The 19,640-nt window shown below is 61.0% G+C and carries 16 protein-coding genes; 8 read left to right on the top strand and 8 right to left on the bottom strand.

Features of this window, described 5'->3' with window-relative positions; genetic code table 11:
- Positions 1–2 precede the first annotated feature (2 nt).
- From lepB to tadA, 7 genes are all read left to right on the top strand, one after another.
- Positions 3–857, top strand: a complete 855-nt coding sequence (gene lepB, locus FW800_RS17610; RefSeq protein ID WP_032877618.1) for a signal peptidase I — start codon at positions 3–5, stop codon at positions 855–857.
- A 152-nt stretch (positions 858–1,009) separates the two neighbouring features.
- Complete coding sequence (gene rnc / locus FW800_RS17605) at positions 1,010–1,699, top strand: ribonuclease III (RefSeq protein WP_005785145.1); 690 nt, start codon at positions 1,010–1,012, stop codon at positions 1,697–1,699.
- Positions 1,692–2,594, top strand: coding sequence for a GTPase Era (era, locus tag FW800_RS17600; protein WP_005785147.1), 903 nt, complete (start codon positions 1,692–1,694; stop codon positions 2,592–2,594). The genes rnc and era overlap by 8 nt, the downstream gene beginning before the upstream one ends.
- A gap of 157 nt (positions 2,595–2,751) precedes the next feature.
- Complete coding sequence (recO, locus tag FW800_RS17595) at positions 2,752–3,441, top strand: DNA repair protein RecO (protein WP_005785148.1); 690 nt, start codon at positions 2,752–2,754, stop codon at positions 3,439–3,441.
- Between the two features lie 51 nt (positions 3,442–3,492).
- On the top strand, positions 3,493–4,236 hold the full coding sequence (gene pdxJ, locus FW800_RS17590) for a pyridoxine 5'-phosphate synthase (protein WP_032877617.1): 744 nt from the start codon (positions 3,493–3,495) through the stop codon (positions 4,234–4,236).
- A gap of 249 nt (positions 4,237–4,485) precedes the next feature.
- A complete protein-coding gene (locus FW800_RS17585) occupies positions 4,486–5,868 on the top strand; it encodes a multicopper oxidase family protein (RefSeq protein WP_032877616.1) in 1,383 nt (460 codons plus the stop codon).
- Positions 5,868–6,365 carry a tRNA adenosine(34) deaminase TadA gene (gene tadA, locus FW800_RS17580; RefSeq protein WP_078820361.1) on the top strand — a complete coding sequence of 166 codons (498 nt, stop codon included), beginning with the start codon at positions 5,868–5,870 and terminating at the stop codon, positions 6,363–6,365. Before FW800_RS17585 ends, tadA begins: the two co-directional genes overlap by 1 nt.
- Positions 6,366–6,493: 128 nt before the next feature.
- Here the strand turns inward: tadA and cmoB are convergent, their stop codons facing one another.
- From cmoB to lon, 5 genes are all read right to left on the bottom strand, one after another.
- Positions 6,494–7,450 (bottom strand): tRNA 5-methoxyuridine(34)/uridine 5-oxyacetic acid(34) synthase CmoB, encoded by a 957-nt coding sequence (gene cmoB, locus FW800_RS17575; protein WP_103733384.1) that lies wholly within the window; start codon positions 7,448–7,450, stop codon positions 6,494–6,496.
- Entirely contained in the window at positions 7,447–8,190 is a 744-nt protein-coding gene (gene cmoA, locus FW800_RS17570; protein ID WP_248091128.1) for a carboxy-S-adenosyl-L-methionine synthase CmoA, read from the bottom strand. Before cmoA ends, cmoB begins: the two co-directional genes overlap by 4 nt.
- Positions 8,191–8,225: 35 nt before the next feature.
- Positions 8,226–8,882 (bottom strand): lysoplasmalogenase, encoded by a 657-nt coding sequence (locus FW800_RS17565; RefSeq protein ID WP_103733385.1) that lies wholly within the window; start codon positions 8,880–8,882, stop codon positions 8,226–8,228.
- A gap of 1 nt (position 8,883) precedes the next feature.
- On the bottom strand, positions 8,884–9,273 hold the full coding sequence (locus FW800_RS17560; RefSeq protein WP_078820365.1) for a protease inhibitor I42 family protein: 390 nt from the start codon (positions 9,271–9,273) through the stop codon (positions 8,884–8,886).
- 198 nt (positions 9,274–9,471) lie between these two features.
- Positions 9,472–11,892, bottom strand: a complete 2,421-nt coding sequence (gene lon / locus FW800_RS17555; protein WP_032877610.1) for an endopeptidase La — start codon at positions 11,890–11,892, stop codon at positions 9,472–9,474.
- 312 nt (positions 11,893–12,204) lie between these two features.
- Between lon and FW800_RS17550 the strand changes: the two genes are divergently transcribed.
- On the top strand, positions 12,205–14,541 hold the full coding sequence (locus FW800_RS17550) for a putative bifunctional diguanylate cyclase/phosphodiesterase (RefSeq protein WP_446438155.1): 2,337 nt from the start codon (positions 12,205–12,207) through the stop codon (positions 14,539–14,541).
- 35 nt (positions 14,542–14,576) lie between these two features.
- Here FW800_RS17550 and FW800_RS17545 read toward each other — a convergent pair whose 3' ends face one another.
- From FW800_RS17545 to FW800_RS17535, 3 genes are all read right to left on the bottom strand, one after another.
- The gene (locus FW800_RS17545; RefSeq protein WP_248134427.1) at positions 14,577–16,001 is read right to left on the bottom strand and encodes a pyridoxal phosphate-dependent decarboxylase family protein; all 1,425 of its coding nucleotides are present in this window, start codon (positions 15,999–16,001) and stop codon (positions 14,577–14,579) included.
- Positions 16,002–16,035: 34 nt separating this feature from the next.
- A complete protein-coding gene (locus FW800_RS17540) occupies positions 16,036–16,881 on the bottom strand; it encodes a 2OG-Fe(II) oxygenase (protein WP_032877604.1) in 846 nt (281 codons plus the stop codon).
- A gap of 243 nt (positions 16,882–17,124) precedes the next feature.
- Entirely contained in the window at positions 17,125–19,542 is a 2,418-nt protein-coding gene (locus FW800_RS17535) for a glucose/quinate/shikimate family membrane-bound PQQ-dependent dehydrogenase (RefSeq protein ID WP_005785177.1), read from the bottom strand.
- Positions 19,543–19,640: the final 98 nt, after the last annotated feature.

The raw sequence follows: 19,640 nt of genomic DNA, 5'->3' as shown, positions 1-19,640 counted from the left end.
CTATGTCACTAAATTTCCCGCTGTTGCTGGTTATCGCCGTCGCCGTTTGCGGCCTCCTGGCGTTGCTCGATCTGGTGTTCTTCGCCCCGCGTCGGCGGTCGGCCATTGCTTCCTATCAGGGCAGCGTCAGCCAGCCCGATGCGGTGGTGATCGAGAAGCTGAACAAAGAGCCCTTGCTGGTTGAATACGGCAAGTCGTTCTTCCCGGTGTTGTTCATCGTGCTGGTGCTGCGTTCGTTCCTGGTGGAGCCGTTCCAGATCCCTTCTGGGTCGATGAAGCCGACCCTGGACGTGGGCGACTTTATCCTGGTGAACAAGTTTTCCTACGGGATCCGCTTGCCGGTGATCGACAAGAAAGTCATCGAGGTCGGTGACCCGCAGCGCGGCGATGTGATGGTATTCCGCTACCCGAGCGACCCCAACGTCAACTACATCAAGCGTGTAGTCGGCCTGCCGGGCGACGTGGTGCGCTACACCAGCGACAAGCGCCTGTTCATCAACGGTGAATCGGTGGCCGAGAAGCTGCTGGGCGCCGAGCCGAACACCCTGGGCAGCGCCGAGCTGTACCAGGAAAAACTCGGTGCGGTAGAGCACGAGATCCGCAAGGAAATGAGCCGCTACCGCGCAATGCCTGATGGCCAGTGGAAAGTACCCGCCGGGCACTACTTCATGATGGGCGACAACCGCGACAACTCCAATGACAGCCGTTACTGGGATGACCCCAATATTCCCAAGGACCTGCTGGGCATGGTGCCCGACGAGAACATCGTCGGCAAAGCCTTCGCGGTCTGGATGAGTTGGCCGGAACCCAAGCTCAGCCACCTGCCGAACTTCTCGCGGGTCGGGCTGATCAAGTAATACAGGCGGCGCTGTGAACACAGCGCCGAATGCTTTTCTGGGGTTTGGACAATTAATCGTCCGGCCCCATGCAGCACCAATCAGGATGTGAATTTGAACACTGCGTCAATCGTCGATGGCCGCCGGTGCCACCAACTAGATATGGATAAACCGTGACCGTTTCTCTAAGTCGTCTCGAGCGCCAGCTCGGCTACACCTTCAAGGACCCCGAATTGATGGTCCTTGCCCTCACACACCGCAGCTTTGCAGGGCGCAATAACGAGCGCCTGGAATTCCTCGGTGATGCCATCCTCAATTTTGCCGCCGGTGAGGCGCTGTTCGAGCGTTTTCCTCAAGCGCGCGAAGGCCAGCTTTCGCGCCTGCGGGCGCGCCTTGTGAAAGGCGAGACCCTGGCCGTGCTGGCCCGAGGTTTCGGCCTGGGCGAGTACCTGCGGTTGGGGTCCGGTGAGTTGAAAAGCGGCGGTTTCCGTCGCGAATCGATTCTGGCCGATGCCCTGGAAGCCTTGATCGGCGCGATCTACCTCGATGCAGGGATGGAGACGGCCAAGGAGCGCGTGGTCGCCTGGCTGGCTTCTGAAATCGAAAGCCTGACGCTGGTCGACACCAACAAAGATCCCAAGACCCGCCTGCAGGAATACCTGCAGTCCCGCGGTTGCGAACTGCCACGCTACGAAGTGGTGGATATCCAGGGTGAGCCCCATTGCCGCGTGTTCTTCGTGGAGTGTGAAATCACCTTATTGAACGAAAAAAGCCGAGGTCAGGGTGTGAGCCGTCGCATTGCCGAACAGGTAGCGGCCGCTGCAGCACTGATTGCCCTGGGCGTGGAGAATGGCCATGACTGATTCAACCGCAACACGCTGTGGCTATGTTGCCATCGTCGGCCGCCCGAACGTGGGCAAGTCCACGCTGCTCAACCACATCCTCGGCCAGAAGCTCGCGATCACTTCGCGCAAGCCCCAGACCACTCGCCACAACATGCTGGGCATCAAGACTGAAGGCAACGTGCAAGCGGTGTATGTCGATACCCCGGGCATGCACAAAGGCGGTGAGAAAGCCCTGAACCGCTACATGAACAAGACCGCTTCGGCGGCGTTGAAAGACGTCGACGTGGTGATCTTCGTGGTCGACCGCACCAAGTGGACCGACGAAGACCAGATGGTTCTCGAGCGTGTGCAGTACGTCACCGGCCCCTTGATCGTCGCGTTGAACAAGACCGACCGCATCGAAGACAAAGCCGAGCTGATGCCGCACCTGACCTGGTTGCAGGAACAACTGCCGAACGCCCAGATCATGCCGATCTCGGCCCAGCACGGCCACAACCTCGAAGCCCTGGAGCGCGTGATCGCCGGTTACCTGCCGGAAAACGAGCATTTCTTCCCGGAAGACCAGATCACCGACCGCAGCAGCCGCTTCCTCGCCGCCGAGCTGGTACGCGAGAAAATCATGCGCCAGATGGGTGCCGAGCTGCCGTACCAGATCACCGTCGAGATCGAAGAGTTCAAGCAGCAGGGTAAGACCTTGCATATCCATGCGCTGATCCTCGTCGAGCGTGACGGCCAGAAGAAAATCATCATTGGCGACAAGGGCGAGCGCATCAAGCGCATCGGCACCGAAGCGCGCAAGGACATGGAGCTGCTGTTCGACTCCAAGATCATGCTTAACCTGTGGGTGAAGGTTAAGGGTGGCTGGTCAGATGATGAGCGTGCGTTGCGCTCACTGGGCTATGGCGACCTTTAAGAACACCGCAGGTCTGAAAAAATGTGGGAGGGGGCTTGCTCCCGATAGCGGAGGGTCAGTCACTTATTTGTTTAACTGACCCACCGCCATCGGGAGCAAGCCCCCTCCCACATTAGGTTGTGTGGTTTTAAAAATTGCATTCCAGCAGTGAGTTCCCATGTCTCAATCCCCACCTCCCAGCCAACTCGCCTACGTGCTGCACAGCCGCGCCTATCGCGAGACCAGCGCGCTGGTGGACTTCCTCACGCCTCAAGGCCGCCTGCGTGCGGTGCTGCGCAGCGCACGGGGCAAGGCAGGTACCTTGGCGCGGCCCTTCGTGGCCCTGGATGTGGAGTTTCGCGGTAAGGGCGAGTTGAAAAACGTCGGCCGCCTGGAAAGCGTCGGCACCTCTGCCTGGCTTAACGGCGATGCACTGTTCAGCGGCCTTTACCTCAATGAACTGCTGATCCGGCTGTTACCCGCCGAAGACCCGCACCCGGCAGTCTTCGATCACTACGCCGCGACGCTGCTGGCCCTGGCTGAAGGGCGCCCCCTGGAACCGCTGCTGCGCGCCTTCGAATGGCGCTTGCTCGACGACCTGGGCTATGGCTTTGAATTGCACAACGACCTGCACGGCGATCCCGTCGCCGCCGACGGCATGTACCGCCTGCAAGTGGATGCGGGCCTTGAACGCGTGTACCTGTTGCAGCCGGGGCTGTTCCAGGGCAGCGAACTGCTGGCCATGAGCGACGCGGACTGGAGCGCGCCGGGCGCCTTGTCCGCCGCCAAGCGCCTGATGCGCCAGGCCCTGGCCGTGCACCTGGGCGGGCGACCGCTGGTCAGTCGCGAGTTGTTTCGAAAGCCCTGACATCCCCGTGTATGCTGTGCACCGATTCTTTCCCTTTTCAGGAGCGCTTCCGTGACCACCAGCAATCGCATTCTTCTTGGCGTCAACATCGACCACGTCGCCACCCTGCGCCAGGCCCGGGGCACCCGTTACCCTGACCCGGTCAAGGCCGCGCTGGACGCCGAAGAAGCGGGCGCCGACGGCATTACCGTGCACCTGCGCGAAGACCGCCGCCACATCCAGGAGCGCGATGTGTTGCTGCTCAAGGACGTGCTGCAAACGCGCATGAACTTCGAAATGGGCGTCACCGAAGAAATGATGGCGTTTGCCGAGCGCATTCGCCCGGCGCATATCTGCCTGGTGCCCGAAACCCGCCAGGAGCTGACCACCGAGGGCGGCCTCGACGTCGCCGGCCAGGAAGCGCGGATCAAGGCCGCGGTGGAGCGCCTGTCGAAGATCGGCAGTGAAGTCTCGTTGTTCATTGACGCCGACGAGCGCCAGATCGAAGCCTCGCGCCGGGTCGGTGCCCCGGCCATCGAATTGCACACTGGCCGTTACGCCGACGCCACCACCCCGACCGAAGTGGCCGACGAGCTGCAACGCATCATCGACGGCGTGAACTGCGGGCTCAACGAAGGCTTGATCGTCAATGCCGGCCATGGCTTGCACTACCACAACGTCGAAGCTGTGGCGGCGATCAAGGGCATCAACGAGCTGAACATCGGCCATGCACTGGTGGCCCATGCGCTGTTCGTCGGTTTCAAGGGTGCGGTTGCCGAGATGAAAGCCTTGATTCTGGCGGCTGCCAGGACCTGAGCAAACACAATATAAGCCACAATGAAGTTCACAATGTGGGAGGGGGCTTGCTCCCGATAGCAGTGTGTCAGTCAGCATGTTTTTAGCTGACCCACCGCCATCGGGAGCAAGCCCCCTCCCACATGTTGATCTTTATCGACATCCACAATTGCGCCATGCGGCAATGCGAAGCCTTACTGTTTAGGCGACGCAGGTGTATCGTATCTGCCCTTTGCGGGCCTTGGCCTGCGGCAGATACGTGAGGTTGCTGTGTCCCAATCGTTTTCCCGTCGACAGATCCTCGGTGGCCTTGCCGGCCTGGCAGTCGTCGGTGTGGGCGCCGGTGGCGCCTATCGTTACTGGCTGGGCAAGGTCGCCGATGCCAACGCAGGAAGCGACTACCAACTGATTGCCGCGCCCCTGGACGTGGAACTGGTACCGGGGCACAAGACCCAAGCCTGGGCATTCGGCCCTTCGGCGCCTGGCACCGAGTTGCGCGTGCGCCAGGGCGAATGGCTGCGGGTACGTTTCATCAATCACCTGCCGGTCGCCACTACCATCCACTGGCACGGCATCCGCCTGCCGCTGGAAATGGACGGCGTGCCCTACGTTTCGCAATTGCCGGTGCTGCCTGGGGAATATTTCGACTACCAATTTCGCGTGCCCGATGCCGGCAGCTACTGGTATCACCCCCACGTAAGCAGCAGCGAAGAACTTGGCCGTGGCCTGGTCGGCCCATTGATTGTGGAAGAGCGCGAACCCACCGGTTTCAAATACGAACGTACCTTGAGCCTGAAGAACTGGCACATCGACGAAGAAGGTGCGTTTGTCGAGTTCAGTATCCCCCGTGAAGCGGCGCGGGGCGGCACTGCAGGGCGCCTCTCCACCATCAACGGCGTGCCCCAGGCGGTCATCGACCTGCCCGCTGGGCAAATCACTCGCGTGCGCTTGCTCAACCTCGACAACACCCTGACCTATCGCCTCAACATCCCCGGCGTCGAAGCGCAGATCTACGCGTTGGACGGCAACCCCATCGAGCCGCGCCCGCTGGGCAAGGAATACTGGCTGGGCCCAGGGATGCGCATCTGTCTGGCAATCAAGGCCCCGCCGGCGGGTGAAGAATTGTCGATCCGCAACGGCCCGGTGCGCCTGGGCACCTTCCGTTCGGTGGCCAACACCGATGCGCCTACCCAGTGGCCACCGGCATTGCCGGCCAACCCGGTTGCCGAGCCGGACTTGGCCAATGCCGAGAAACTCAACTTCAATTTCGAATGGGTCGGTTCGGTGTCGGTCAATGTCGAAAACGGTAAGCCACCCAGCCTGTGGCAGATCAACGGCCAGGCCTGGGACATCACCGACAAGACCTGTGCCGACCGCCCGATTGCCAGGCTTGAAAAGGGCAAGAGCTACATCTTTGAATTGAAGAACATGACCCAGTACCAGCACCCCATCCACCTGCATGGCATGAGCTTCAAGGTGATTGCGTCGAACCGCCACAAGGTCATCCCGTATTTCACCGACACCTACCTGCTGGGCAAGAACGAACGCGCCCGTGTGGCGCTGGTGGCGGATAACCCGGGAGTGTGGATGTTCCATTGCCACGTGATCGACCATATGGAAACCGGCCTGATGGCCGCTATCGAGGTGGCGTGATGCGCCAGATTCGCCCCGGCGCGATTATCGACCGCAGTCGCGACCAGGACTTTATGCGCGAAGCCCTCGCCCTGGCCGCCCAAGGCGCCGCACTGGGCGAAGTGCCGGTGGGCGCGGTGCTGGTGCAGGATGGTGCAATCATCGGCCGCGGTTTCAATTGCCCGATCAGCGGCAACGACCCCAGCGCCCATGCCGAAATGGTCGCGATCCGCGCCGCTGCGCAAGCCATCAGCAACTATCGCCTGGTGGGCAGCACGCTGTATGTGACCCTGGAACCGTGCAGCATGTGCGCCGGGTTGATCGTGCATTCACGCATCGCAAGGGTGGTGTATGGCGCACTGGAGCCCAAGGCCGGGATTGTGCAAAGCCAGGGGCAGTTTTTTACCCAGGGCTTTCTCAACCATAAGGTACTGTTTGAAGGCGGCGTGCTGGCCGAGGAGTGCGGCACGGTGTTGAGCGAGTTCTTCAAGGCTCGCCGGGCCAAGCCATCACTCTAGCCAACACAGGAGTTCCAATGTGGGAGGGGGCTTGCTCCCGATAGCGGTGGGTCAGTTAACCAATAGGTGACTGACATACTGCTATCGGGAGCAAGCCCCCTCCCACATTTGGCTCTCTATTTGTTCAGTTACTTTTTGGCGATGATCACCGCCCGCATCGGCGCCGGCAGCCCTTCGATGGTCTTGCTGTGATCTTCGGGGTCGAGGAAGTCACTGAGCGACTGATATTTCATCCACTCTGTTCCACGCTGTTCCTCAACCGTGGTCACGCTCACATCCACGCACCTCACCTCACTGAAGCCTGCACGGCGCAGCCACAACATCAACGCCGGCACCGAGGGCAGGAACCACACGTTACGCATCTGTGCATAACGGTCTTCCGGCACCAGCACCTGCTGCTGATCGCCTTCCACCACCAGGGTTTCCAGGACCAGCTCGCCGCCCTTTACCAGGGTGTCTTTGAGCGCCAGCAAGTGCTCGATCGGCGAGCGGCGATGGTAGAACACGCCCATGGAGAACACCGTGTCGAAGCCTTCCAGGTTCGCCGGCAAGTCTTCGAACGGGAACGGCAGGTGCCAGGCTTTGGGCTCAGACAGGTAACGTTGCACTGCCTGGAACTGGCAGAAGAACAGCCAGTTGGGGTCCACGCCAATCACACTGTCGGCGCCCGCGCCGAGCATTCGCCACATGTAGTAACCGTTGCCGCAGCCCACATCGAGGATGCGTTTGCCCTTCAAGTTCAAGTGCGGCGCAACCCGCGACCACTTCCAGTCCGAACGCCATTCGGTGTCCACATGCACGCCGAACAGGTGGAACGGGCCTTTGCGCCATGGGCTCAGCCCCATCAGTGCCGAGTGCATCCGGGCGCGGGTTTCGTCGTCGCAATCGGTGTCCAGCACCAGGCCGTTCAACAGGTCGACTTCGTTGGGCTGGATCTTCGGCAGTGCGTCCAAAGCACTCTGCCAACGCTCGAGGTCGCCGTGACCTTTTTCCATCTTGCTGTCGAGCTGCGCTTGCAGGCCCTGGGCCCAAACGGCCAAAGGAGTGCCGACCAGATGGCGGGCGAGGGGGGATAAATCAATCATGGCAAGGCAATCAACGAGGCAAAGTTAAGACACTGGAACCACGGCACGACTTTCGAGAACCCGGCCGCCAGCAGGCGTTCGCGGTGTTCTTCGAGGCTGTCGGGTTTCATGACGTTTTCGATGGCGCTGCGCTTCTGGGCGATTTCCAGTTCGCTGTAGCCGTTGGCGCGTTTGAACGCGATATGCAGGTCGGTCAGCAGTACGTGTTCTTCAACATCGTTAAAGCGCAGCTTTTCCGAGAGGATCAACGCCCCGCCCGGCAGCAGCGATTGGCGGATACGCCCGAGCAACGCCAAACGTTCGTCAGGGGCGATAAATTGCAGGGTGAAGTTCAGCGCTACTACCGAGGCGGGCTGAAATTGCAACGCGAGGATATCGCCCTCGATCACCTCGACCGGCAGCAACTCCTGGAACATCGAGTCCTGGCCGTTGAGGTATTCGCGGCAACGTTCGACCATCGCCGCCGAGTTGTCCACCGCGATCACCCGGCAGCCATCGGTGCGCACATGGCGACGCAGGGCTTGGGTCACGGCACCCAGGGACGAGCCCAGGTCATACAGCACGCTACCCGGCTGGGCAAATTGCGCGGCCAGCACGCCGAGGTTCTCGACGATGGTCGGGTAGCCCGGTACCGAGCGTTTGATCATGTCCGGGAACACCCGCACCACATCCTCGTTAAAGGCGAAGTCCGGCACCTGGGGCAGGGGCTGGGCGAATAGGCGATCGGGTTCTTTGCTCACGGTTGTTCCGGCGACGAGGGGGAAAGGCCCGCATTTTAGCCAAGTTGGTCGTCGGATGCGCGGGTTGTCTGATGGAAAGCTGAGGCGGTGATGCCCCATTGCCCGAGCCAATAAGTGGCGATCAACAAATAGGGCGCCGCATCGAAGGCCAATACAAACCGGTTGATACCGATCAACGTATCGGAAAACACAAACGAGACCGCACCCGCTGCCGCCAGCAGTGCCGAGCGTTGCGGTACCGCGCTGCCCAACCTTGCCAATGCACGCCAGAGCATGGCGCTGATCACCAGCGCGTAAACCACCACCGGTATCAGCAACTCGCCTAAACCGTGGGAGATCAGGATGCCCAGCAGGATCGCCCCGACAGCCAGGGCCAGCACAAGCGGTACTATTGCCAGGCGCCGACAGTCGCTGAAATAGGCTTTGAGGTAAGCCAGATGCGCAAACAGAAATGCGCCCAGGCCAAAGATAAACAGGTCCCCCGGCCAGGCGAGCAATACGTCGCCCACCACGGAAAAAATCAACCCCAGGCTGATCCAGCGTCGATAGTCGGTAGGCGGTGCGTCATGCAGCCAACCCAGCAGCGCCAGAACCGGCAGTGGCTTGACCAGCAGGCACAGCAGCGTCGCGTGAGTCGCCAGGCCGTAGATAAAGGTACCGGCGCCCATCAAGGCAAGGATCAGCCAAGGCATATCAGTTCACCGTAATGGCGCAGTCAAAGGTTTCGACAGGTTCGGCTTCCGGCTCCCAGGGTTGCTGGGAGGTCAGGCGCAAACGGCCTTGCCCTGGGGCGAATGCCTGGAAGCGCCAGGTCGATTGACCACCGCCGCCGATCACACCGGATTCGGTGCTGCTATAGACCTCGGGGCTTAATGCGCGCAGAACACCGCCAGCCGAATCCTGGATGGCCCAGCGGTAGCCGGTGGTGGGGTTGCTGGGCAAGGTGAGGATCAGGTTTTGATTGGTTTTAAGCTGGAGCGGGCAGGCGCTCTGGTTGTCCACGGTGACGTTTTGCTTCGGTGCACTGGCGCACGCGGCCAATAGGGCAAGGCTCAAGGGGAGAAGCAGGCGGGCAGCGGTCATGGAGGCTCCGTTTATACACGACGAAGGGCGAGCATAACCGAAGATGAGCCAGGGTGTGACAAGAGCGCTTTGCGGTACGGCGGCTGACGCCATCGGGAGCAAGCCCCCTCCCACATTTGACCGCGTTGTCATTCACGACGCCGGTTCCCTGTGGGAGGGGCTTGCCCCGATGAGGCCGGTTCAGGCGCTAGAGCTCTATCAGAACAGCACCTTCGCCACATCCGCAAAGCGCTTGGCGAAGTGCACGGTCATGCCTTCCTTCAGGTACTCCGGCAACTCTTCAAAGCTGCCACGGTTGGGCTCCGGCAGGATCAGCTCGTGGATCTTCTGGCGCCGCGCTGCAATCACCTTTTCACGCACCCCGCCAATCGGCAGTACATGCCCGGTCAAGGTCAGTTCGCCGGTCATGGCCACGCCTTTCTTTGGCGGCTGGTTGCGTGCCAGCGACAGCAGCGCACTGGCCATGGTCACACCCGCACTCGGGCCGTCTTTCGGCGTGGCGCCTTCCGGCACGTGCAAGTGAACGAAGGCTTCGTCGAAGAACTTCGGATCACCGCCAAACGACTTCAGGTTCGAGCTGATGTAGCTGTAGGCGATTTCGGCGGATTCCTTCATCACTTCACCCAACTGCCCGGTGAGCTTGAAGCCGCGATTGAGCGTGTGGATACGCGTTGCTTCAATCGGCAATGTGGCGCCGCCCATGCTGGTCCAGGCCAGGCCGGTGATCACGCCGGTGCCGGACAGCACCTGCTCGTTACGGAATACCGGCATCCCCAGGGAGCTTTCCAGGTCCTTGTTGCCGATCTTGATCACGCTGTCGGGCTCATCCAGCAGCTTGACCACCGCCTTGCGCACCAGTTTGCCCAGTTGCTTCTCCAACTGACGCACCCCGGCTTCCCGCGCATAACCGTCGATCAACGCACGCAGCGCGCCGTCGCTGATGGTCAGGCTGTTTTTCGCGACGCCGGCTTTTTCCAACTGTTTGGGCCACAGGTGGCGCTTGGCGATGGCGACTTTTTCTTCGGTGATATAGCCCGACAGGCGAATCACTTCCATGCGGTCCAGCAACGGGCCCGGAATCGAGTCCAGGGTGTTGGCGGTGCACACGAACAGCACTTTGGACAGGTCCAGGCGCAGGTCCAGGTAGTGGTCGAGGAATTCGACGTTCTGCTCCGGGTCCAGGGTTTCCAGCAGCGCCGATGCCGGGTCGCCCTGGAAGCTCTGGCCCATCTTGTCGATCTCGTCGAGCATGATCACCGGGTTCATGACTTCCACGTCTTTCAGTGCCTGCACCAGCTTGCCGGGCAGGGCGCCGATGTAGGTGCGGCGATGGCCCTTGATCTCGGCCTCATCGCGCATACCGCCGACGCTGAAACGGTAGAACGGTCGGCCCAGGGACTCGGCAATGGATTTGCCCACGCTGGTCTTGCCCACGCCCGGCGGGCCTACCAGCAGCACGATGGAACCGGCGACTTCGCCTTTATAGGCGCCCACCGCGAGGAATTCGAGGATGCGACTCTTGATGTCATCCAGGCCCGCATGGTGTTTGTCCAGCACCTTGCGCGCGTGTTTGAGGTCGAGCTTATCTGCGCCGTACACGCCCCACGGCACCGAGGTAGCCCAGTCCAGGTAGTTGCGCGTGACGGCGTATTCCGGCGAGCCGGTCTCCAGGATCGACAGTTTGTTCAATTCTTCATCAATGCGTTTTTTCGCCTGGGCCGGCAGCACCTTGCCTTCCAGGCGCTGCTCGAACTGCTCGACGTCCGCACTGCGGTCGTCCTTGGTCAGGCCCAGCTCCTGCTGGATGACCTTGAGCTGTTCCTTGAGGAAGAATTCGCGCTGGTGCTCGCCGATCTTGCGGTTCACTTCGGCAGACAGTTCTTTTTGCAGCCGCGCCACTTCGACCTCTTTGCGCAGCATCGGCAGCACTTTTTCCATGCGCTTGAGCATGGGTACGCAGTCCAGCACTTCCTGCAGCTCATTACCTGTCGCCGAGGTGAGGGCGGCGGCGAAGTCGGTGAGCGGCGACGGGTCGTTGGGGCTGAAGCGGTTGAGGTAGTTCTTCAACTCTTCGCTGTATAGCGGGTTGAGCGGCAGCAGTTCCTTGATCGCATTGATCAACGCCATGCCGTAGGCCTTGACCTCGTCGGTGGGCTCGCTGGGCTGATGCGGGTATTCGACCTCCACCAGGTACGGTGGGCGATGGTGCTTGAGCCAGGTTTTGATGCGCACACGGGTCAGGCCCTGGGCGACGAATTGCAGCTTGCCGTTCTCGCGGCTGGCGTGGTGCACCTTGACCAGGGTGCCGTACAGCGGCAGGGCCGAGGTGTCGAAGTGCCGCGGATCTTCAGGCGGCGTGTCCATGAAAAACAGGGCAAGGGAGTGGTGGTCGGATTTGCTCACCAGCTCCAGGGTCTCGGCCCACGGCTCTTCATTGACGATCACCGGCAGCACTTGCGCCGGGAAAAACGGCCGGTTGTGGATCGGGATGATATAGACCTTGTCCGGCAGGTTCTGCCCAGGAAGCGCCAGGCCGGTGTTGGACGAGGAGGTTTCTGCGTTTTCGGGGTCGGCGTAATCGTTGAGGTCGTAATCAGGGACGTCTTGCTGGTCGCTCATGGGGCACCTGCATAAGGGAGTATGCAGGTTAGATGGGGCGGGGGAGCGGTGGTTTCAATGGTGGGGGTGAGATAGCAACATATTGCATGAAATTACCAAAATGACGCTGCCTCAGTGCTTTAGTCAATAATATGACGCTAACGGTGCCGTATTTATTGGGTTTACTTATGCCTTGTCCAAGCTAATCTAGCCTAAACAAAATTCTCTTTAAGGATGGACGTTTTTTTGACGCCAGCTCAGCAACCGGCAGGGATGCATATGAGAGACGCAACGCACCGCACAGAACGCCGAGCGCGGCCGGCGGGTGCGGCATTGCAGTGGCGTCACACCTTTCAAACCCGGATTGCCGGAGTACTGGCGCTGTTGTTGCTGGTGGTCGTGGCGGCCACGTATTTCGCCGTCAAGGCCGCTACTACCCGCGCCGTGGAGAACCAGGCCCAGGTGCAGTTGGACACTGGGCGGCAGGTGTTCGAGCGCTTGTTGGACCTGCGCGGCCGCCGCCTGCAATATGGGTTGGACTGGCTCACCATCGATGGCCCGTTCAAGCAGGCCGTGGCCGGTGGCGCAACTGTGCCGATCCTGGAGGCCCTGGGACGCCACGGTACGGGGGTCAATTCCAGCGAAGTGTTCGTGTTGGGCCTGGATGACAGGGTCATGGTCAGTACCTTGCCGGCGATGACGCAAGGGGAGGCGTTCCCTTATGCCAATGCATTGCGCAGCGCGCGCCGCAGCGGCCAGCAAATGCTGATCGTCGCCATGGCTGGGCGCCCCTACTTGCTGGTGCAGAAGGAAGTCCTTGAACCCGCGCCCATCGCCCGAGTGATCATGGGCTTTCCCATGGATACGCAATTTGCCCATGAGTTGCGCTCCATGAGCAACCTTGAGGTGTCGTTTCTCAGCGTACAAGGCGGCCATGTCGGCCAGCTCTTCACGACCCAGCCGGGCAGTTTGCGCCCGAGCGTTATCGACCTGCTGCTGGGTACGTCAATCGATCCGCAGGCGCGGGTCCAAGGGTTCCATGGCCAGCGCGTGCTCAGCCAGGTGTTGCCCTTGGCCAATAGCGGCGAAGGCGATGAAGTGCGCGTGTTGCTGCAAAGCCCGCTGGACCACGCCCTGGAATCCTTCGCACCGCTGGACCGGCAGTTTCTGGTGATTGCCGTGGCGGTGCTGTTGGTCTCGCTGGGGGCGGCGTTATTTCTTGCGCGGCGTGTATCACGCCCGCTCAATGCATTGGTGCGGGCCGCTGAGCGGATCGGCGCCGGTGACTACCACACGCCGGTGCGGGTGCGCAGCCATGATGAGTTCGGCCTCTTGGCCCGCGCTTTCAATGCCATGCAAAGCGGCATCGCCGTGCGCGAACGACAGTTGGCCCATAACGCTTTGCATGATGCGCTCACCGGCCTGCCCAATCGCGCCCTGGCCATGGAGCGTCTGGGCAGTGCGATCAGTGCGCGGCGGCCGGTGGTGTTGCTGTACCTGGGGATTGAAAACTATCGGGTCATCAACGAAGGCTTCGGCCCCCAGGGTGTGGAAGAAATGTTGTGCGAAGCCAGCCGCTGCCTGTCCATGAGTCTGCTGGCCAGCGACACCGCCGCGCGCATTGCCGGCAGTGAGTTTCTGCTGTTGCTGGAAAACACCGAAATCGACTCCGCCGTCGCCCGTGCCGACCGCGTGTACGGGCTGCTGACCGAACCCCAGCGCATCGGTAACGATGAAGTGCGTCATGAAGTGAGCATCGGTATTGCCGCGTATCCCGCAGACGGTCAGCAGGTCGAGGAACTGATCAACCGCGCCGCCATCGCTCGGCATGACGCGGCCACCATGCCGGGGCATTTGCAGATCTACCAGCCTGATCGCGACCTCGCTCACCAACGCCAGATTACCCTGATCCGCGATCTGCGCCGGGCGGTGGTCGAAGGCGAGTTGTTCCTGTGCTATCAGCCCAAGCTTGACCTCAAGCACGGCCATGTGGGCCAGGCCGAAGCGTTGTTGCGCTGGCAACACCCGACCCTTGGGCAAGTGTCGCCCACAGAATTCATTCCCCTGGCCGAACGCACCGGCAGCATGGGGCCCCTGACCTTATGGGTGATTGAAGAGGCCATCCGCCAGATTGCCGAATGGGCGCTGCGTGGCCTGGTGATTCAACTGTCGGTGAATATCTCGGTGAACGACCTGGTCGATGACGACTTGGCCATTCGCGTCACTGCGCTATTGATCCAATACGAGGTGAGCGCCGAGCATTTGCTTTTCGAAATCACCGAAAGCGCCATCATGCACAATCCACAGCAAGCCCTCAGCGTGCTGGAACAACTGCGCGGCTGCGGCATCAGCCTGTCGGTGGACGACTTCGGTACCGGTTACTCATCACTGGCGCAGTTGCAGCGCCTGCCGGTACAGGAGTTGAAGATCGACCAGTCGTTCATACGTAACCTCGACAGCACCAGCGGCGACGGCGTGATCGTGCGCTCCACCATCGAGATGAGCCACAACCTGGGCCTCAAGGTCGTGGCCGAGGGGGTGGAGTTCGAGCACAGCCTCACCCTGCTCAAGCACTGGCAGTGCGACACGGCCCAGGGCTACCTGATCAGCCGGCCACTGAATGCCATGGCGTTCGAGCGCTGGATGCGCCGTGCGCGGGTGTCTGTTTAGACACAGCAGACGAGCATTAAACCGTGGCGAGGGAGCTACTTTGGCAGCGTTTCAGCGACCAGGCTTTGCAGCCGCGTCCATAACCGTTCGACATGCTGGCGCTCGGTGCCCAATGCACCGATGGACACCCGCACCATCCAGCGCTCTTCGAGGAGGGCGGGGGTGACATAGGCATGACCGGACTGGTTGAGTTTTTCTGCCCAGGCCCGCGTGTGCTGATCCAGCGCCTCGCCGTTCAGCCCTGGCGGTTCATGACGAATACACAGGGTTTGCAGGGCTGGCGCGGCCACCAGTTTCCATTGCGCGCTGCTTTCGATCTGTTCAGCCAGCCAGCGTGCATTGGCCAGGTCGCGCCTCAGCCGTGCCTGCAAGCCGCTGACGCCTTGTTCGCGTATCAGAAACCACAGCTTCAGGGCGCGGAAGCGGCTGCCCAATGAAATCCGCCAGTCGCGGTAGTTTCTGACTTGGCCGTCGGCACTGGACTGCAAGTAGCTCGGGTTGGTGGTCATGATGCGAATCAAATGCTCGGGGTCGCGCACGAAGTACACCGAGCAATCGAAGGCCGCGCCCAGCCATTTGTGCGGGTTGAGCACCAGGGAGTCGGCTTTTTCGATGCCCTGCCACAGTGCCCGGCATTCCGGCAGGATCATCGCAGCGCCGGCCATGGCCGAGTCCACATGCAGCCACACACCGTGGCGTTGTGTCAGGTCGCCAATCGCATCCAGAGGGTCGATCGCCATGGCGGCTGTGGTCCCGGTGGTAGCAATTACTACGCAGGGGCGATTGCCGGCGGCCAGGTCCTGTTCGATGGCGTGCGCCAATGCCTGGGGCGACATTGCATTGTGTTGGTCGGTGGCGATGGTGCGGATATGGTTCTGGCCGAATCCGGCCAGGATCGCCGCCTTGTTGACCGAGCTATGGGCGTGGGCCGAGGTGTAGACGATCAGGGGGGCGCCGCTGTTTTGCAGGCCGTCATGCATCAGCGCGTAATCGGAGCTGCGCTCCCTGGCGCTGATGAGGGCCACCAGGGTGGAGGTTGACGCGGAGTCCTGGATCACGCCGCTCCAGGCGCTGCTCAGGCCGAGCATGTCGCGCAGCCAATCGGTGGTCACTTCTTCGATTTCGGTGAGGGCCGGGCTGGATTGCCAGGACAAGCCCACCACACCCAGGCCAGTGCTCAGGCAATCGCCCAGCACCGAAGACAGCTCCACGTTGGAAGGGAAGAAGCCGAAAAAACTCGGATGCTGCCAATGCAGCAGCCCGGGCATGATCAGCTTTTCGACATCGCCCATGATCTGTTCGAACGGTTCGGCGCTGTCAGGCGGGCTCGCTGGCAGGGCGGCCTTGATTTCGCCGGGCACCGTGGTGGGCTGCACGCCGCGTTGCTCGATGTTTTCTCGATAGTCTGCGATCAGGTCGATCATGGCGTAGCCATGGCGACGGAATTCTTCGGGGGTCATAAAAAGATGTCCATTTGCAAGAGGGTTAAAAGTATCAGCACCAGAAATAAAACGGTTTGCCAGCGGTATAGCCGATAAACGACTGCATGCTGATACGTTTGCCCGATTCGAATCCGCAAATGGCATGGGGACGGCGAGTATTGATGATCACCAATTCGTTCTTGCGCGGCTGGATACGCAACGGCTTTTGCAAGCGCTCCTCGGGTAGCTGCGCACCTTCGAAACGCTTGACCTCGGCATAGGCAAAGGCCTCGGTATCCCAGATGATCAACTCTCCGCCTGATGGCGGCGTTTCCAGATAAATATTGGCGCTGAATTGGTGTTCCAGTTCCGCGATCGACAGGGGCAGGCAATCAACATGGGGAACCGTTTCCGAGAGGTGCGCCGTCTCGGGAAACATGGCGCGGATGATCCCGCAGAACATCGGTTGGCCCTGGAATGCAGCGGCTTGTGCGCCTTGCGGCCAAATGCTCTGGAACTGCTCCATCAAGTCTTGAATGGGCGGTTGTTGCGGGGCGCAAATACGGTCGATCAGGCTGCGCATATGGGCAGCGTCAGCGTAATACTTGCGTTGGGCATCACTGCCCGCAACCTTGCCATAGGTGGAATTGAACGGCGTGCCCCAGCGATGCACGCCATAGAAGTGCTGTACGACGTGCCCGCCCTCGTAGGTTTCGTGGCTGTACTGTTCCAGCGTGGCGGTTTCGCTGATGCTCTGAATCAGCCGTGCGCTGGTTTTTTCGTTGGCGAAGTCGGGCACTCGAATGGCAAGCACTTGCCCGCTGATCAGCTTTCTTAAACTTGGACTGTCGAGTTGTTCCAGTTCCAGGATTTTTGTCGAGATACAAAGGTTTGGTTGTACAGCGCTATGGTCCGTCATAGTGAAAAGCTCCATTTAAAATTTCATCCGTGCGCCTAGGTATTGCGTAAGCGGTTCGCGAGCTAAAGCAATCTCGAGCGGGAGGCTAAATCATTTTTGCGCAGTTAAAACCTGTCAACCATGACAGGTTTGGATAGATATTTGCCATACCCGCTAGCATCCTGTGGCTGATGTATAGGACACGGATATAAAAAAAGGCGGCTACTGTGAGGTAGCCGCCTTTGCTTATATCGCCGGTGCTGCTTAATCCGGCAGTTTGAACGCCATCACATAGTCACCCTGCTTGGTGCCCAGGGAGCCGTGACCGCCGGCCATGACCAGCACGTATTGCTTGCCGTCCTTGCCGGTGTAGGTCATCGGGGTGGTTTGCGCGCCTGCTGGCAGGCGGCCTTCCCACAGTTGCTTGCCGTTTTTCACGTCATAGGCACGCAGGTACTGGTCCAGGGTGCCGCTGAGGAACGCGACGCCACCGGCGGTGGTGAACGTACCGCCCAGGCTAGGCACGCCCATGGTCAGCGGGATCGGGACCGGCGAGCTGTCACGCACGGTGCCGTTCTTGTGCATCCAGATGGTCTGGTGGTTGGTCAGGTCGACCGCTGCCACGTAGCCCCACGCTGGCGCCTGGCACGGCAGGCCCATCGGCGACAGCAGTGCTTCAAGGATCACACCGTACGGCGCGCCTTTGTTCGGCTGTACGCCTTCGGTTTCGCTGACGCGTGGGCCTTGCTTGGCGATGTCGGCTGCCGGGATCAGTTTCGATTTGAATGCCATGTAGCTTGGGTTCACGAACGCGATCTGACGCACCGGGTCAACCGAGATGCCGCCCCAGTCGAACACGCCGAAGTTGCCTGGGTATACGATCGAGCCTTGCAGCGACGGCGGGGTGAACGGGCCGTCGTAGCGCATCGACTTGAAGTCGATCCGGCAGATCAGTTGGTCGAACGGCGTCACGCCCCACATGTCACGCTCCTTGAGGGGCGGCGGCATGAAGTTCAGGTCGGACTTGGGTTGGGTCGGGGAGGTGCGATCACCTGCCACTGCGCCTTGCGGTACAGGGATTTCGTTGATCGGAACCACTGGCTGACCGTTGCTGCGATCCAGCACGTAGATGCTGCCTTGCTTGGTCGATGCCATCACCGCTTGCTTGACGCCGTCAGCAGTCTTGATGTCGATCAGCGAAGGCTGGCCGCCCACGTCCATGTCCCACAGGTCATGGTGGGTGAACTGGAAGGTCCACTTCACGTGGCCGGTGTCGATGTCCAGAGCGGTCAGGCCCGCTGCGTATTTCTCGGAATCATCGGTACGGTCGCCGCCGTACTGGTCGGGCATCTGGTTGCCCATCGGCAGGTACAACATGCCGAGTTTTTCATCCACGGCGAACATGGACCACATGTTCGGCGAGTTGCGGGTGTAGGTCTTGCCCTCGGCCAACGGGGTGGTGTCGTCCGGGTTGCCGCTGTCCCAGTTCCACACCAGCTTGCCGGTGTGCACGTCGAACGCGCGGATCACACCGCTAGGCTCGTCGATGGAAACGTTATCGGTCACATGACCGCCGATCACCACCAGGTTCTTGGTCACGGCCGGTGGCGAAGTGGAGTAGTAGCCGCCTGGGGCGAAGCTACCGATGTTGGCGCGCAGGTCGACTTGGCCTTTGTCACCGAAGTCTTCACACATCTTGCCGGTGTCGGCGTTCAGGGCGATCAGACGGGTGTCGGCAGTCGGCACGAAGATGCGTTTCGGGCAGGCAGTCGGTGCCGCAGCCGGGCTAGCGCTGCCAGTCGGGCTCTGTTCGGAAGCGTAGGCGGCGTCATCGTGATACGACACGCCACGGCAGGTCATGTGCGCCCAACCCTTGAAATTCTCGGCGCCCTGGCTGCTGATCTTCGGATCGAAGCGCCAGATTTCCTTGCCGGTGTCCGGGTCCAGCGCGATCACCTGGCTGTGCGGCGTGCACACGTAGAGCATGCCGTTGACTTTCAGCGGGGTGTTTTCCGCGGTGGTTTCACCCGGATCGTTCGGGCCCGGGATATCGCCGGTGCGATAGGTCCACGCCGGCACCAGTTTGTGGGCGTTTTCCGGAGTGATCTGTGCCAGTGGCGAGTAACGGTCACCGAAGGCCGAACGGCCATAGGAGTTCCAGTCGCCATCGGCTTGGGAGGGTGCGGCGCTGGCCATGCCGGGTACCGCGTCGCGGTCCAGTTGGCCGGTCTTGACCATTTCACCTGGGTTGGTGAACTGGCTGGCCAGGGCGGTTGCGCCCGCCAGCACCACGGCCACGCTCAGCGCGCCAGTGCCCAACGGCGCGGCTTGGCCACGCAGCAATGGCCGGCGAAACCACGGCAGCAGCATGACGATGCCCAGGGCGAACAGCAGGGCCAGGCGCGGCACCAGCTGCCACCAGTCCAGGCCCACTTCCCACAGGGCCCACACGGTGCTGGCGAACAACACCAGTGCATACAGGCCCAGTGCAGCGCGGCGGGTAGCCAGCAGCAACACGCCAGTCAGGGCAATGCCGATACCGGCCAGCAGGTAGTACAGCGACCCGCCAAGCATACTCAGCTTGACGCCGCCGGCCAGCAAGGCCAGCCCCATGATCAGCAGCAAGACCCCCAGCAGCCTGGGCAACAGGCGGCTTGGGCTTGAGGCACCATCAGTGCTCATAGTGTGTTTCTCCGTTACGTTGGAATTATGTAACCCCGTGCTTCACTCACTGTAGATGACGATTCGGCTCGGGCTTGGTTCATCGTTATTTTTGGTTT

The sequence above is a fragment of the Pseudomonas sp. 910_23 genome, from assembly GCF_052850795.1.
This window is presented reverse-complemented; position numbering and strand designations above follow the sequence as displayed.